We start from the raw sequence: 14,911 nt of genomic DNA on the forward strand, positions 1-14,911 counted from the left end.
TATTATTTTCAAACCAAAATATAAGGCATTAATTGTACTTAGCAAGTTCTGGTTGTGAGTTTATTTAAGATAGTTAGACAAGTACCCAAGAAAAGAGGAAAAGTCTACAATGAGGGTTCATTACGTACACGGAAATGGAAAGACCAAAGCGGCATAGATCGGGAAGTAATAGAGATTCGGGCGGATGTGTTGCAGTTCCTTATTATCTCTAAAAAAGTAAGTTATTCATATCAATAGAAAATGTTCTCCTTCCTAAAGTAAGTGATCATTTAAAGCGAAAAATATAGTGGTTTTAACAACACAAGATATTTTGAATTTCGGTTGGTGGTTTATACCAATATAAGCATTTTTTATAAAAATCATATATAACAATGCCTTATGGTTTTTATGGGGTTTTTACTTCTGGAATAGCTACGATTTTGAGATTTTAATCCCTCTAACTTGATATAAGAATTTAGCAATCACAAAGACTGCTATAGCAAGATATAAGTTGAGATAGGTACAAACAATGCCGAATGTCCGCAATGATGTCTTAATGATTTCATCACGTGAAAGAGAAGAAAAAGAGTTATTTAAGCTTGTAGCAAAAAAATGCAAATTTGCTAGAGAAGTTAATGGCACCACCCGCAAAGAGCTGCTTACTTCCATTTGGGGATATGACAATAATCAAAAGCATGCTAACCGCGTATCTGAGCTTGAAAGCGGGGGAAAGCGTATTGAATTAATCGCTGTTTACCGTATGTGTAAGGCTTTAGGAGTGAGTTCTGATTTTTTACTGGGCCTTTCACCAGATTTTGAACTTGATGATGATGAGGCAAAAACAGCTGGGCGTGTATTCCAGTCTGTGCGTAGTGCTGTATTAGAGTCAACGGAACAAATTTGTATGCAAATGTCTAAGGCGATTGGTAGGCTTCCTCCAATACAAGGTGATGTGCTAAGAGGTCATGCCAGAAACGTAGTTGATATCGTAGATAAGTATGCACACGACATGGATTGGTGTTCTAAACATCCTGATTTGGTGAATGCCATAATTGAGTTGAATCATACGATTATGCTTTTTGATAAGCATTTTGCGCGCCAAATGCGTTTTATTGAAATGACAACTATGGAATTGCTCGATGAAGATACACTCGATTCACCCGCTAGACATATAATTATGCCAACTGAAGATAACTAAGCAGAAATGATCTGATATATAAAGGAATAAAGTCCATCTAGGGGCTTTATTCCTTCACTTTATTTGAATGACTTAAAAGATAATGTCAAATCTCATATGCTTCTGACTCAGAATGAGAATGTATGTGCGTATAAAAAGAGAGGTGGTCCCACTTGTTTGAACAACTAAAAGCGTATTTATAAGTGATATTCCGCTCTAGTTAAGCCACCTTGTTTTGTTGGGGTAGCTGATCATAGTAAAACTCATTTGGTGTCATTTTGTCTAGACTCGAATGAGGTCGTTTCAAATTATAAAACTCAAAATATGCACTTAATTGCTTTTTCGCATCTGTGACACTGCTATAAGCTTTGAGATACACCTCTTCATATTTAACGCTCCGCCATAATCGTTCAACCATCACATTATCTACCCATCGACCTTTACCATCCATACTGATTTGAATGCCATTTGATTTCAATACATCAATAAATGCATCACTGGTAAACTGGCTGCCTTGGTCTGTATTAAATATTTCAGGTCATCCATATTTTTCAATCGCTTCATTTAAAGCCGAAATACAAAAATCCACCTCCATACTAATCGATACCCTATGCGCAAGTACCTTGCGGCTATGCCAATCAATCACAGCACATAAATAAACAAAGCCTTTTGCCATAGGGATATACGTTATATCCGTAGACCACACTTGATTACTGCGCTGAATAGCCAACCCTTTGAGCAGATATGGATATTTACGGTGAGCTTGATTAGCCTGGCTTAAATTTGGTTTGCAATATAACGCCTGAATACCCATTTTCTTCATTAAAGTACGTGTATGACGTCGTCCTATATGATGTCCTTGACGATTCAACAAATCACGCATCATACGACTGCCTGCAAAAGGATATTGCATATGTAATTCATCAATACATCGCATCAGCTTCAGATCTGATGCACTCACAGGTTTTGGGCGATAGTAATAACAACCACGGGAGACTTTCAGCAGCTTAGCTTGCTTAGATACTGAAATCTGAAGTGAGTCGTCGATTAACTTTTGTGGTTGAAGCGGCCCAGTTTCTTCAACACACCTTCTAAAAAATCAATTTCTAATGCCTGCTCACCGATTTTTGCATGTAGTTTTTTTAGATCGATGGGTGGTTCTGTTGGAGCTTTTGATTGATCGAAAGCTTGCGAGGAAGCTGAGATCAATTGATTTTTCCAGTCAATAATTTGGTTTTGATGAACATCAAACTCAGCACTCAATTCAGCAAGTGTTTTTTCTGCTTTAATCGCAGCAAGTGCTACCTTAGCTTTAAAATCATTTGAATGATTTCTTCTTGGTCTACGTGCCATAAAATACTCCATATATTGATGTTTATAACATCATTTGAGGAGCAGAATATCACTTATAGGAGTTGTTCAAATTTACGGATCCATCTCTAAGAGTAGCTATGAATATCGGTCATAACCAATACCACCACTTATAATATGAGCCAGTCCACGGTCAGAAATGGCTTGTCCTATACCAACGTCAGTTGGTGTACTACTCTTCGCTTGCGCCGTGGTATTACGGCTAATCTTGACAAGTTCTGCTGTGACTTTTGGCACCTGAATAGGGCCCATACCGCTTGTTGCTGGACGATTAAATAAAGGAACCTCTTGAGCCTTGGCTTTGGCCGTATTGAGGGGTTTATTTGGTTTCACTTTATTGACTCTGATCTGACCACTTACACCACGCATCACATCAACACCTCCATGATGTGCCGTATTTAAACCGTCTCCATCATAGTTTCCACGACCGCTAGAATTTTTCATTGATGCAAACTGTTGGGCAGTTTTATTCGCAAGCGCCTTGTTATTTCCAGTTCTAATCCACTCATTAAGTTGCTTTTCACCACCTAAATAGTGAATAGCCAACTTATCTTGTGCTTTTACATCAAATATATCCGTATCTTTTAGTCCAGCCTGTGCTGCCATTTTTGAAAAAGCGCCCTTATTCCTAATGAACTGGTAACGCCCTACCGCCGTAGAAGCATGTCCAGAATCCACCAGCTTTTGTTGATAAGCCTTTACTTCAGCAACAGTCATTTGTGAAATTGGCTTATTTGGCTTATTTGGCTTATTTGGCTTATTTGGCTTATTTGGCTTATTTGGCTTATTTGGCTTATTTGGCTTGATCTTGGCACCACTATAAATTGCATCATAGCCACTGGTGCCAAATGCTCCACTTCTTGACTCACCATTAGCAATTACATCAAGCAAAGGGGCAAAATCACCACTGGCTATACCAATATCCCCACTCCCGCCAAACCAATCAAGTATTGATTGACCAGCACTATAGGCCTTTTTACCTAAACGATATGGGATGCCTGTAACGGGATTTGTCTTCAGTACACCCTTAACCAGCTCTTTAAACATGGTCGGCAAGTCGGCCGTTCTGAGTTCATCAACCCATTTGCCCACCTTATTGCCAAAGATACCGCCCAGATAGTGACCTAAGCCCGCACCACCAATAGCCCCCACTGGCCCAAGGAATGCCCCCAGCACCAATGAAACGCCCCTTAGAGTCACGCTCCAGCGCTTGCTCTGAACGCTCTCTGGTGCCAGATACACCACCTAAGCGACCTGAAGACTCAGTACCAAGCCCCTGTGCCGCGCTTCTTACTCTTTCGGTTGCTCTTGCCAAGCTCTCAGATGCGTCAACCACCTGACGGATCGCACCAGCCTCCCTACTGCTTGCATCTACTAACCGACCATGACGGTTTTGTCTGTTTAAATCAGATTTATTCGCCTTGGCTCTTTCTTCAGCCGTAGCCTGCAGTTCTGTCATGGTGTTTTTGAGAAAATCTAGGATTTGCTTTGTTGTGTCATTGGTCTGATTCACCCCATCAGCAATTTCTTTTGCGCGATGCTCCCCAATAATGAACCCGCCTGAATCGTAGTTAATAGCCATACTTCGTCCAAATAAAATAACTTACCGTTAAATTATTGGCCGTATGGTAGTTCGCTCTTTCTATATAGTCCTTTAGTCAATCTCACAAGGTCAGGCATTTCACCATCACTTATCGAAGCTGTGTAGAGCTTAACAATTGGAAATTGATTATTAATTAATCGGGTATAATACCCGAAAAATCATTCATGATGGACATGCGCTTAAGGGCTTTAAGAATCACCTCAGCCATGTTTCTGCGCCTGATTTGCGATGTCATAAGTAGATTTTTGATAGCCTGTTTTTCACTATCAATAATTTCCGTCATTACGTCAAAATCTAGTAGTTCACCTTCATCTTCTTCCGATTCTTCGTCTGCATCCTCTTCATTTTTATGCTGTTTTATTTTTCTATCTTTATGGTCGTAGATGACTATATGCGTGTCATTCACAAGCCAATTGACGCTCTTCCTCAATTTTTTTAACTCAGCGTCATTTTTTAAAACTAAAGAATTAGTATGTGTCCAACCTTTCGCTATTTGCTTTATCTAGTTTGGAATTGACTAGCTTTTGATGTTTTTCTATACTGCTATCAAGCTGGCAACCAGCGTTGCGGATCAGTTTAGCAAGTTTATCTTGTGACACTCCCGACTTAGGAAGCGTTGCTACATTAAGCCCGTCTAATAGCGGGCTTTTTGTATTTTAATATCCGTTGTTGTCATTATTATCTTTGAAAGTTTGATCTGTGCGCTAGTCCTGCCAAATTTGAAATGAGACACCTTCCAGTATTAGCAGATGATTCTCAGCGCATCTTGAAAATTTTAGAGCCATACTTTGAAGCATGGCGAATATGTGAAAAATCTTTAATTAAACAGGTGCTACTCAAATGATTACGGCCACCAATACCGCAAAATCATCCATTAAAAAGCAGATTGGCAAAACTATAACCAGCCAAGCATGCATTGATCTGAAAAACCGAAGCGTTTGTGAACACAAATACGCTTAACACCCCCTAAAATTAAACCGCCAAAAATGGCGGTTTAATCTACCCTCTCGTGAGGTTAGGATACGCTATAACTGCAAACACTGTCTTTGTCTGCCCCACCTTCTGCCATTCGAGCATTTTCTTCGCGTAGGCGCTCATCCGCCAATAACTTTAAATCATATGCCTTATTCAAGCCCTTATTTTCTTTTGAAATATCTTGCATATCCTCAAGTATGTTTAAAAGGCGACACTGGTGCTTAGTAAACTCTTTAAGATTATTTTTTTCTAGTGCTTGATCAGCTCGTTTACTTGAATCAAGCATGTTAAACATCATATCACCCGCTACTTTTTCAAATTGAGCTTGTGTTAGATTTCCGCCAAAAGAGTACATACTCATAGCGCCCCCAACAACCAAACAAATGATAGATTTTTTCATAGTATAAGTTCTTATAAAGATTAAGAGCACTCAGTATACCCACTTCCTAAAAAATCCGATTGCCCTCTCCCAAAAGCAATCGGATACCCAAATCGGGTAAAGTTACTCCATCTCTATAACCTCAGCGTTTTCTATATCAGCCTCAGCCATGCGTTTTTTCACCTCTTCATCAACATCTGACTGAAGCCCACCAGATTCAATGTAACGCTTACGCTCAGCAATACGCTCTTTCTCTTGTCGCAATTTCTCTCTCTGCGCTTCAAACGCCGTGTTATCGTCCATTGGTATCGCTTTACTGGTTTCACCCGCTTTTTGAAGGTCTTCAATGGTTACGCCGTATAGAGACAATTCAAACTTCAAGGCCTCACGGCGGTTAAAAGAAAGTTCATTAAATACCGATGCAACTTGGCCCAGCCTTTTCATTTTATTGTTAAGGAACTCAGCCCCGTTCTCACCTAACACCTGTCTAAATTGTGTTGAGTTTAATAACTGGAAATTTAACGCCAGTTCATCGGATAGGATGTCCGAAAAATCATTCATGATGGACATGCGCTTACGGGCTTTAAGAATCACCTCAGCCATGTTTCTGCGCTTGATTTGGGATGTCATAAGTAGATTTTTGATGGCGCGTTTTTCACTATCAATAATCTCCATCATTACGTCAAAATCTAGCAATTCACCTTCATCTTCTTTCGATTCTTCGCCTTCATCCCTTTCATTTTTATACTGTTTTATTTTTTATCTTTATGGTCGTAGATGACTATATGTGGGTCACTCACACGCCGATTGACCTGTTGTTTCATTTTTTGCAACTTAGGGTCATTTTTTAAAACTAAAGAGTCTGCGCATGTCCTGTCTCCCACTATTTACTTTATTTCGCTTAGAATTGACTAATTTTTGGTTATTTTATATACATTGACTATGTTACTACATCAAAATATTGTTGTTACTACCTCATTTATTCATTTGTAACGTTTCCTGTTACCACATCAAAATGACATGTTTAGTTATAAGTTTTATGTATGGCTATGAGCACCGGCAAATAGGTCAATAGTATGTCAGTTTTATCCTGGAATATCTTCCAGACTTTAAGTAAGCAAATACATGTCAAAACATGGCATAAGCCAATCAATCTACTATTTTTTTGTTTTGCGACCTGCGTTGTGGAAATCGCAACGCAGATAATGGGTGATAATCAAATACGTTCTCACACTTGTTTATTACTAACTCCAGATCATAACAATTGATAACAGGCACGGCATTTTAAATAACAGGTTTTGACAGGTTCAAAGCGTTTGAGCATTCATACCTGGGTATCTTTGTACATTAGGTTCTATAAGGTTTTGAGCACCAATGACAGCGCAAAATTGCACTATCATTCCCTAGATTATGGATAGCCTATTGATCTTTAGTGCCCAATTCGTCTATTAAAAATAGTCCGTGTTCTAGGCTCAAACCGATCTTGATGATATTTAGCTTTTAATCTTCGTTTTATAATGTCTCTTGTTAGTTCATAGAACATCCCATCACGATTGGAATATTCGAGCTGATATTCCATAGCTAGATTATAAATTTCATCAACTGGCACCTTTAAGTGCTGCGAATAAAACTCAACCATATCTCGGCTAATGTCCCCATTATTGCCATGCTCTAGATTTGAAATAAAACTACCTCTACACCCAAGACTTTCCCCGAGTTGAGCTTGTGTTATTTGTCTACCTTCTCGAATACCACCTAAAACGGCACCCAAGTAATGATTTAAGATGATCATAGTTACTTCCTGTTGAATGTATTCAAAATAGCCTACTAAATTTTTAGGGCTAATTGGATGTAAAAAAATACATACTCATAATCAACTGAAAATTAATGAATTATTTTTTAAAAAAATTTAGAGGATTGCATATTCCCTGCATGGTTATTTTCCTAATATGCCTTCATACCGCCGTCCACTTGGCAAAGAACTTGTCTACCAGTGCCGATATTTTAGCTTCATAGTCCTTTCGTCTTTGATCCACAAGTATTGTTATATCCTAGCTTGCTTCTGGGCTACGGCGCTCATATTGTTTGATTAGAAGCCGTGTCATTTCCCAATCAAGTAACAAACTACGAAAGTTTCGTAGCACGTCAGCGCTAAATTGCATTTACCTTTAAAAACAATTAGGTATGGTGAAGGTGGCCACTCCCAGCTCAAAAGTAAGCAATGGAATGTAATAAGCTAAGAAATTCGTTGAATGAATGAATATCTTAGGCACATCCAAAATTGGATATATCTTTTTTTGCTAGCCAAATCCCATCCTCAGTTTGAGGGTGGGCAAGTTAATCCTATATTTGAATGCAGATTTAAAATCCAAAATCACACTGGTGAACCTGGCCGTCAAAAATGACGAGTAGCATAAGAGCCTTAAAAAAGAGGAGCTTCACCATAAAGGACCAGAGTCTGAATCCCTCATCAAGTGGTGGAGCAGGTATCACCAGGTGAATAAAATGCTTAAGCCTTTACAAAATTGGATAGTTATGGGAATTTCCCCTTTATCCATCCCTTCTATCTATTTGTCCTGATACTTTTTCGTTGTTCTCGACTCATAGGCGCTTTGCTACTAGTAATAACCCTAACCATTTCATTGATCATACTTTTTTCTTGATAAATTCTTTTTAGTAGGTCCTCTATAATTTGGAATGAATCAAATAACTCATCAAAGCTAACATTATCTTCTTCATGGCTACCAGCATTACCAATATATTTAATGGCCAGCATTAGATCCTTGTGCTCGTAAAGTTCATTCTCTTGATCTTTTATACTTCTTATCCTTTGATCCAGGGTAATAAAACCACCATCAGCTTTTTTTGAAGGAATTCCAAACTCCGTAGCTAATATTTCAACAGCCACCCTAATTTTATTTGCTGCTGCACTTGGTGAGTTAGGGGTTAGGCTAAAAGCATCAGTAATGGCAATCCTAATATCTTTTGGGGTTTTTTCTGGAATATTAAAGAAATTTAAAGTTGGATAAAAATATTTAGGAAAAAATATATCCCTATATTCACTTTCACACGGCGCTGGATAACCATCTTTATCTAAACAATAATCAGTATATTCCTCTATTACTGATCCCGATCCAGATGTTATAACAATTTCTCCACACTTTGGATTTAGACATTTAAAGGTCCCTGTGTAGGAGTATTTCACCCATTCAGCCTCAAAAACATCAATATGCTCCCTCTCCAAAATACTAGAAACCCTTTCTTTCTGGAACCAAGAGTCTTGATCTAGGCATAAGGTATTTTTCTCGCATTCTGGGCAGTTAAACGGAATGCCATCATCCTTATGAAAACCTTTTAAAAATTTCTTATAACTTTCTATCATTATTAAATACTTCGTTGAAATAAAGAAACTTATCAGTGATTATTGTAATTTCACCGTATGGCCGATAAGGGGTTAGCGCTCCAAACAACTTTTGGTAAAGTCTAAAGATGAAATAAAAAATATATTACCATCCGCAAAAAGCATCAGATTAGATGCTTTTTTATTGGTTTAAATTTTTTTTTATTGATCTTTACTACATGCCATATATCCTTGACGTGGGTCATTTTTATATTGAGGAACTGCTAATTTTAATTTCCCCTGGTCAACTAATTGTGTCAAGTATTGTTGTCTAATTGAGTTAGCATTTCTATCTAAGATAGTGGCCAGTGCTGAAGCTGAAATATAGTGCTCTTGACTTATTCTTAGAATAATTTCAGTCATGCTTTCAGGGGATAATCTACGCTTAGTTCTTGATTCATTTGCTTTTTCAAAAAGAAACTCTCTAAACTCAGGATCTAATGCTGTTAAGGAGTCGATGTAGGGTGCATCAAAATGTTCACTGATTAAACGCCCTTTTTGATCTCTTTCATGCGTTGAGGTGGCTGTATTATAAGCTTCATCTTTATCTGTGGAGCTATCAGCGTTATATGTGGAGCTATCAGCGTTATATGTGGAGCTACTACCGTTATCTGTGGAGCTACTACTGTTATCTGTGGAGCTATCTGAATGTGAATTTCCGAGATAGTTAGATTTATTAAGTAAATTTAAATTATGAGTCAGTTCAACACCTGCAAAGATTTGGTCTGCAGATGGTACCTCGGTACCAGGTAAAGTATAGATTTTTTGCTTATATTCACCGGATGATACCAAAAAATCGCGAGATGTTAATTTAGCTAATGATGCACTTACATCACGAGAAGATAAGCTTGTAAGTTGACATGCTCTCTCGTGATTTACCCATCCTTCTATTAACGCAGTAGTTAGAATAAGTATTTCAAGTTGCGTAAGGTATGTTAGTTGGTCACCAAAGAGTATATCCAATAATGTCAGTGCATCTTCAGGAATCAGGCTAGCAGTAGAAAGTTCCAGAATAGTTTGGGCCGGTGTTTGTTTTTCCCAAATTTTAGGTGTTCGCCAATTAACGGATTTCCAACCACTGAAAATTTTAGGCATTCCTGAACCAGCACGTTCACCTAAACCAACTAAAAGAAACATTTGATGTAATAGACGATTCCTGCAGTCACTTACGCCTCCCTCAATAATATCTTCTAGAGGAATCCTCGGTATTCCAGGGTTTCTGAAGCCAAAAAGGTCAGGACGTTTAACGATTAAGAGAGGGACTGGTTCCGAGTAATCAGAGTGTACAATTGTATTAACTAATGCTTCACGTAGAGCTGTGTGTACAGGGGTATCACCTTTTCTCTGTCCGTCTTGAAGTACAAAAGGAATTTTTAGATCGGAGGTTATTTTTGAAAATACTTTACGATAGAAGTCAAATAGATTTCCAGACCATGTACCGTCAGGAACAACTCTATCAATCCAACGATTTTCAGTTTTTGCTTCAGGCCGCTCTTGATAATCAATGAAGTAATTCGGGGCTGCAGAAGTTATAGCCTCCCATTCTCCAAACATTAACATTCCAGCTAAAGTAATACCTTCTACTCCTGTTTCTCTGTCTTTTCTCCATCCTCCAATTTTCTTAAAGAAATCTTTTAAATCTAGTTCAAGAAATGGATGTTGAGGATTATGTGACGATAATAAATTTCTGTAACTTTTTAAGCTATCTTGATTAATGTCTTCTTCAAATGAATAATGCTCTGAAAGGATCAAATTATCGCGACTTTCATATAGTTGTTCAGCTAACATTCGTTTAACAGTGATTTCATCGCATTGTCTATCACCATCATCTTGACGGATATATGTGTTACCTAAAGGAGACTTGTTCAGGTATACGGGTTTTTGTGTCCTTGAAGCAGCTCTGATTCTAATAGCAATAATGGTTTTGCCATTAAAATTAATGAATTCGGCATCTGATGTACCTTGTAATAAATTTACACTTACTTTGCCTTTGTCATTTAATTGGTTGAATAGGTCTGTACGTACTTTTTCATAATTCTTAACCCCTTCAATTGTAAAACATCCCTTTTTTTCTCTAACTCCTAAAATAATCCAACCTCCACGACTGTTGGCTAAAGCAGAATATGAGCTCCAAAAGTCTTTGGGTAAAGCTCCATTACCGTCCTGACCAGCTGCAAGTTTAAATTCTACCTCTTCGGATTCAGCCAAAGTTTGTAAGTCAAAGAGATCCTTTATTTCTAAAGTCATTTATTCTATAACCAAAATTTTTGTATAAATTGACTACATTATAACTTATTGAAGATATAAGTAATCATCATGTACATAAGGTGAAAGTTCTAGATTTGACCTCACTAATTTGATTGATAAGATTGTAAAAAGGTTAATAAGAATAAATAAAAACAGTTATATATGTTTGATATAGAAAGTCACTAAGTAGTCACTAATTTTATTTTTAAATTATAATTGTTTGATTTTTATTAATTTTATTTTTTAAATAACCTTCTGTATTGGAAAATAACACTGCTATTGATGAAAAAGCCCTCTGATCAGGGCTTTTGATCTTTAAGCCAGACGTATACTGCCCTTATGCGCAAACCACAGATAAAAACACAATAAAGCGATGACAATGCAAAAGCTAATGACCCCGAAGCTTAATCCAAAGTGATCTGCCAAATAACCCACAGCTACAATGGGTACAATCGTACCCAAATAACCAATAAAAAGATAAGTCGACATCACTGCAGCACGATTCTCTAAGGTGGTCATGGCATGAATGAGACCAAAGGAACCAATCAAGGTCAGGCCATGTCCGACACCAACGAGAAAATCACTGATAAAGAAAAATGCACTCAGTTGAAATAGTATACACAGCGCCAAAATGCCTAAGCTTGCAATCAAGGTGATTAAGCCATAGTTAAGGCACTTATAAGCAGGAATACTTCTGGCAAAATACTGCACCACGGCAGAGACAATGAGAATACTGGTAATGGCAGAACCGCTAATGAGGGGGCCGTGCCACGGCAAAATATCCCGCACAAATGAAGGAGATAAGGATGCAAACAAGCTAAACGCGGCAAAGGCACTAAATGCGGTAAATCCAACAATCAAAAACAACTGATGATATTGCACTTCTGGTCGGAGTAGCTTTGGGGCGATACTAAAGGGCTGTGCGGTAAACGTGGGAGATTGAACCCAAAATAAACCAAAGAAACACAGTACAGCGCCAAGAATAACGGGTAGATAAGGACTGACCAAAGGGTATTCTGAAAATTGAGCAATCAGGCCGCCAATCAGCGGGCCTAAGCCAAAGCCTACTGCGGTAATAATCGAACTGAGCTGCGGCGCAATCTGTTGATGGCTTTTGGGCACGGTATACATCAGTCCCAGTAAGGCTGAAGTGGTCATCAAACCAGATGCAATACCAATAATAAAGCGCCCCAAAGATAAGATGAGAGCATCAGAAGCATAGGCGGAAATCACCAACCCTATACTGATAAACACCAACCCTACTTGTAAGGTGCGTAAATAGCCAATGCTATTACTGGTCCGACCAAGAAACAGTAAAGTAGCGAGACAACCAAACATATAAGCCACAAAAATATAGGTGATCTGACTCGGCACCAGATGCCATAAGGCTTGATACAGCGGGTAAAGTGGACTGGCTAAGGCAGTCCCCATCGTTCCCATCATTAAGGCGAGGCTGACCATACAAAATGGACGCCAAGAAGTGGTTGTTGTCATGCAAATGCCATGCGGCTCTCTCGGTCAAAACAAGAATATTTTGATGCCCAAGAGAAAAAGGATAGAGTGCAACAGTGTATCGGTTTGTGGAAAAAATGGTCAACTAAAAACTTGAAAAAGAACACAATAAAACTTAGCCATAGCGTTTCAGCAGTTTTAAGAACTCAGCCAACTCCTCTTCATTGACCTGTTCAGCTTGTGCTAATACATGATGGCGTAAGTGTGCTTCAACCAGTTCATTCATCAGCCCATTGACCGCGCCTTTAATAGCAGCGACTTGTTGTAAAACATCGATACAACTGGCATCGGGATGTGTGATCGAGAGTTCAACGGCGTTGACCTGCCCTTGTAAGCGTTTCACACGGTTTAAAATTTTTTTATCTTCATGCAAATGACTCAACACATTGCTCCAAAAATAAATATACTAAGGGGGAGTATATTGGTGAATGATTTTAAATGCAAAATACCCCATCACGTCAGCATACGCATCATTTTGATGACGGTAATCCACTGGCACAAAAACGGATTTTAATGGCGACCATTTTAACGGCAGTCATGATGTTATTAGAAGTGATTGGTGGATGGATTTTCCAATCAATGGCTTTGCTGGCGGATGGTTGGCATATGAGTTCGCATATGTTGGCACTGGGTTTGGCTTATTTTGCTTATCGTGCTGCACGGCATTATGCCCATGATCAGCGCTTTAGTTTCGGCACATGGAAAATTGAAATTCTTGCAGGCTACAGCAGCGCTATTTTGCTGATGGTGGTGGCGGGTTTTATGGCTTTTCACTCGATTCAGCGTCTATTCTCGCCTGTACAAATTCATTATAACGAAGCGATTCCAATTGCGATTTTAGGCTTATTGGTGAATTTAATCTGTGCATGGTTGCTGCATGATGGTCACCATCACCATCACCATCACCATCACCATCACCATCACCATCACCATCACCATCACCATCATGATCATGCATCAGAAGTACATAGCCATCATCATGATTTAAATCAGAAAGCTGCCTTTATGCATGTAGTGGCAGACGCCGTGACTTCCATTTTTGCCATTATCGCACTGATTTTTGGTAAATATTTGGGCTGGGATTTTCTTGATGCTGCCCTTGGGATCGTAGGTTCAATACTGGTGGCTAAATGGGCATTGAGCTTAATGCAAGAAACGGGAAAAACCTTGTTAGATGCTGAAATGGATCATCATGTGGTGGATGAAATTCGCGAAGTGTTGGCAGAACTACCGCATACGACCTTGACCGATTTACATGTTTGGAAAGTAGGCAAAGGCAAGTTTTCCTGTATTTTGGCTTTAGAAACGACGGTAGACTTAACTGCGGATCGCGTGCGGGCAATGCTCTCGATTCATGAGGAAATTGTTCATGTCTCGGTGGAAGTTAATGGCAAGGCTCTAACTGTTCCACGTGAAACTTTGGCCAGTTCATAAGCAAGGCGTGTTGGGTTTCGGTAAAGCCGTGGAAAAAATGATTCAATGCTTGAATAATACGCTCTACACTAGCGCCGTGGTTCTCCGATTGAAAGAGCAAAAAGTGATGATAAAAAAACTGGGTTTGGCACTACTCACAAGTGCAATTGCAAGCATGAGTATGGCCAGTGTAGAAAGTGTTCAAGCTAACTTAAAAAAGAATTATCCAAATATTAATGTTCAAAATATTCAAAAAACAGAAATGTCGGGCATTTATAGCGGATCTTTAGATGGCGAAATTGTGTATTTAGGCGAAGCGGCTGAGCATGTGATTGCAGGTTCGATGGTACGTTTAAAAGATCAGAAAAATTTAAGTGCTGCCTTATATGTGCAACAAAACTCGCTTGATTGGAACAAGCTGCCGCTAAAAGATGCCATTAAAAGCGTTAAAGGCAACGGCAAACGCCAATTGGCGGTTTTTTCAGACCCAAACTGTCCTTACTGTAAGCAGTTAGAGGCTGAGCTGAATAAACTGAATGATGTGACCATCTATACCTTTATTTATGCCATTAAGGCGCAATCGATTGCACCGTCGAAACAAGTGTTTTGTGAAGCAGACCCTGCCCTCGCATGGAAAAATTTGATTGCAAAAGGGACTCAGCCAACGTCGAAAAAACCGTGTGCCAATCCAATTGAGCGCAACATTCAACTTGGTCGTAGTCTGGGTTTACAAGGGACGCCCGTGGTTATTTTCTCAAATGGCTTTAAGGTGAATGGCGCTGTGCCTTCAACCACCATTGAAAATATGTGGCGTGAATTGGGCTTATAAGAGTTCAAATATACAGATAAAAAGCA

The 14,911-nt window shown here is 38.9% G+C and carries 14 protein-coding genes and 1 pseudogene; 4 read left to right on the forward strand and 11 right to left on the reverse strand.

Annotated features, from left to right (window positions below; genetic code table 11):
* Positions 1-54 precede the first annotated feature (54 nt).
* A complete protein-coding gene (locus F986_RS18140) occupies positions 55-237 on the forward strand; it encodes a single-stranded DNA-binding protein (protein ID WP_227555147.1) in 183 nt (60 codons plus the stop codon).
* 271 nt (positions 238-508) lie between these two features.
* The gene (locus tag F986_RS16790; RefSeq protein WP_004697453.1) at positions 509-1,177 is read left to right on the forward strand and encodes a hypothetical protein; all 669 of its coding nucleotides are present in this window, start codon (positions 509-511) and stop codon (positions 1,175-1,177) included.
* A gap of 199 nt (positions 1,178-1,376) precedes the next feature.
* Here the strand turns inward: F986_RS16790 and F986_RS18145 are convergent.
* From F986_RS18145 to F986_RS16855, 11 genes and pseudogenes are all read right to left on the reverse strand, one after another.
* Positions 1,377-2,521: pseudogene (locus tag F986_RS18145) on the reverse strand (IS3-like element ISAba14 family transposase).
* A gap of 84 nt (positions 2,522-2,605) precedes the next feature.
* On the reverse strand, positions 2,606-3,703 hold the full coding sequence (locus tag F986_RS16810; protein ID WP_227555146.1) for a lysozyme family protein: 1,098 nt from the start codon (positions 3,701-3,703) through the stop codon (positions 2,606-2,608).
* Complete coding sequence (locus F986_RS16815) at positions 3,621-4,109, reverse strand: hypothetical protein (RefSeq protein WP_004697459.1); 489 nt, start codon at positions 4,107-4,109, stop codon at positions 3,621-3,623. Before F986_RS16815 ends, F986_RS16810 begins: the two co-directional genes overlap by 83 nt.
* A 154-nt stretch (positions 4,110-4,263) precedes the next feature.
* Positions 4,264-4,536 (reverse strand): hypothetical protein, encoded by a 273-nt coding sequence (locus F986_RS16820; protein WP_017397011.1) that lies wholly within the window; start codon positions 4,534-4,536, stop codon positions 4,264-4,266.
* Between the two features lie 609 nt (positions 4,537-5,145).
* Positions 5,146-5,505, reverse strand: coding sequence for a hypothetical protein (locus F986_RS16825; RefSeq protein ID WP_017397012.1), 360 nt, complete (start codon positions 5,503-5,505; stop codon positions 5,146-5,148).
* Between the two features lie 102 nt (positions 5,506-5,607).
* A complete protein-coding gene (locus tag F986_RS16830) occupies positions 5,608-6,162 on the reverse strand; it encodes a hypothetical protein (RefSeq protein ID WP_004697465.1) in 555 nt (184 codons plus the stop codon).
* 751 nt (positions 6,163-6,913) lie between these two features.
* Positions 6,914-7,276 (reverse strand): helix-turn-helix domain-containing protein, encoded by a 363-nt coding sequence (locus F986_RS16835; protein ID WP_004697467.1) that lies wholly within the window; start codon positions 7,274-7,276, stop codon positions 6,914-6,916.
* A gap of 771 nt (positions 7,277-8,047) precedes the next feature.
* Positions 8,048-8,866 (reverse strand): DUF4145 domain-containing protein, encoded by an 819-nt coding sequence (locus tag F986_RS16840; RefSeq protein WP_004697468.1) that lies wholly within the window; start codon positions 8,864-8,866, stop codon positions 8,048-8,050.
* A gap of 180 nt (positions 8,867-9,046) precedes the next feature.
* The gene (locus F986_RS16845; protein ID WP_004697470.1) at positions 9,047-11,131 is read right to left on the reverse strand and encodes an RNA-binding domain-containing protein; all 2,085 of its coding nucleotides are present in this window, start codon (positions 11,129-11,131) and stop codon (positions 9,047-9,049) included.
* A 315-nt stretch (positions 11,132-11,446) separates the two neighbouring features.
* Positions 11,447-12,625 carry an MFS transporter gene (locus F986_RS16850; RefSeq protein ID WP_017397014.1) on the reverse strand — a complete coding sequence of 393 codons (1,179 nt, stop codon included), beginning with the start codon at positions 12,623-12,625 and terminating at the stop codon, positions 11,447-11,449.
* A gap of 133 nt (positions 12,626-12,758) precedes the next feature.
* Positions 12,759-13,025 carry a metal/formaldehyde-sensitive transcriptional repressor gene (locus F986_RS16855; protein ID WP_004697473.1) on the reverse strand — a complete coding sequence of 89 codons (267 nt, stop codon included), beginning with the start codon at positions 13,023-13,025 and terminating at the stop codon, positions 12,759-12,761.
* 56 nt (positions 13,026-13,081) lie between these two features.
* On the opposite strand from F986_RS16855, the gene dmeF reads away from it, so the two are divergent.
* Positions 13,082-14,077: a CDF family Co(II)/Ni(II) efflux transporter DmeF gene (dmeF, locus tag F986_RS16860; RefSeq protein ID WP_004697475.1), complete on the forward strand. Its 996-nt coding sequence runs from the start codon at positions 13,082-13,084 to the stop codon at positions 14,075-14,077.
* Positions 14,078-14,183: 106 nt separating this feature from the next.
* Entirely contained in the window at positions 14,184-14,885 is a 702-nt protein-coding gene (locus F986_RS16865; RefSeq protein WP_004697476.1) for a DsbC family protein, read from the forward strand.
* Positions 14,886-14,911: the final 26 nt, after the last annotated feature.

It is taken from the genome of Acinetobacter johnsonii CIP 64.6, from assembly GCF_000368045.1.
GTDB lineage: Bacteria > Pseudomonadota > Gammaproteobacteria > Pseudomonadales > Moraxellaceae > Acinetobacter > Acinetobacter johnsonii.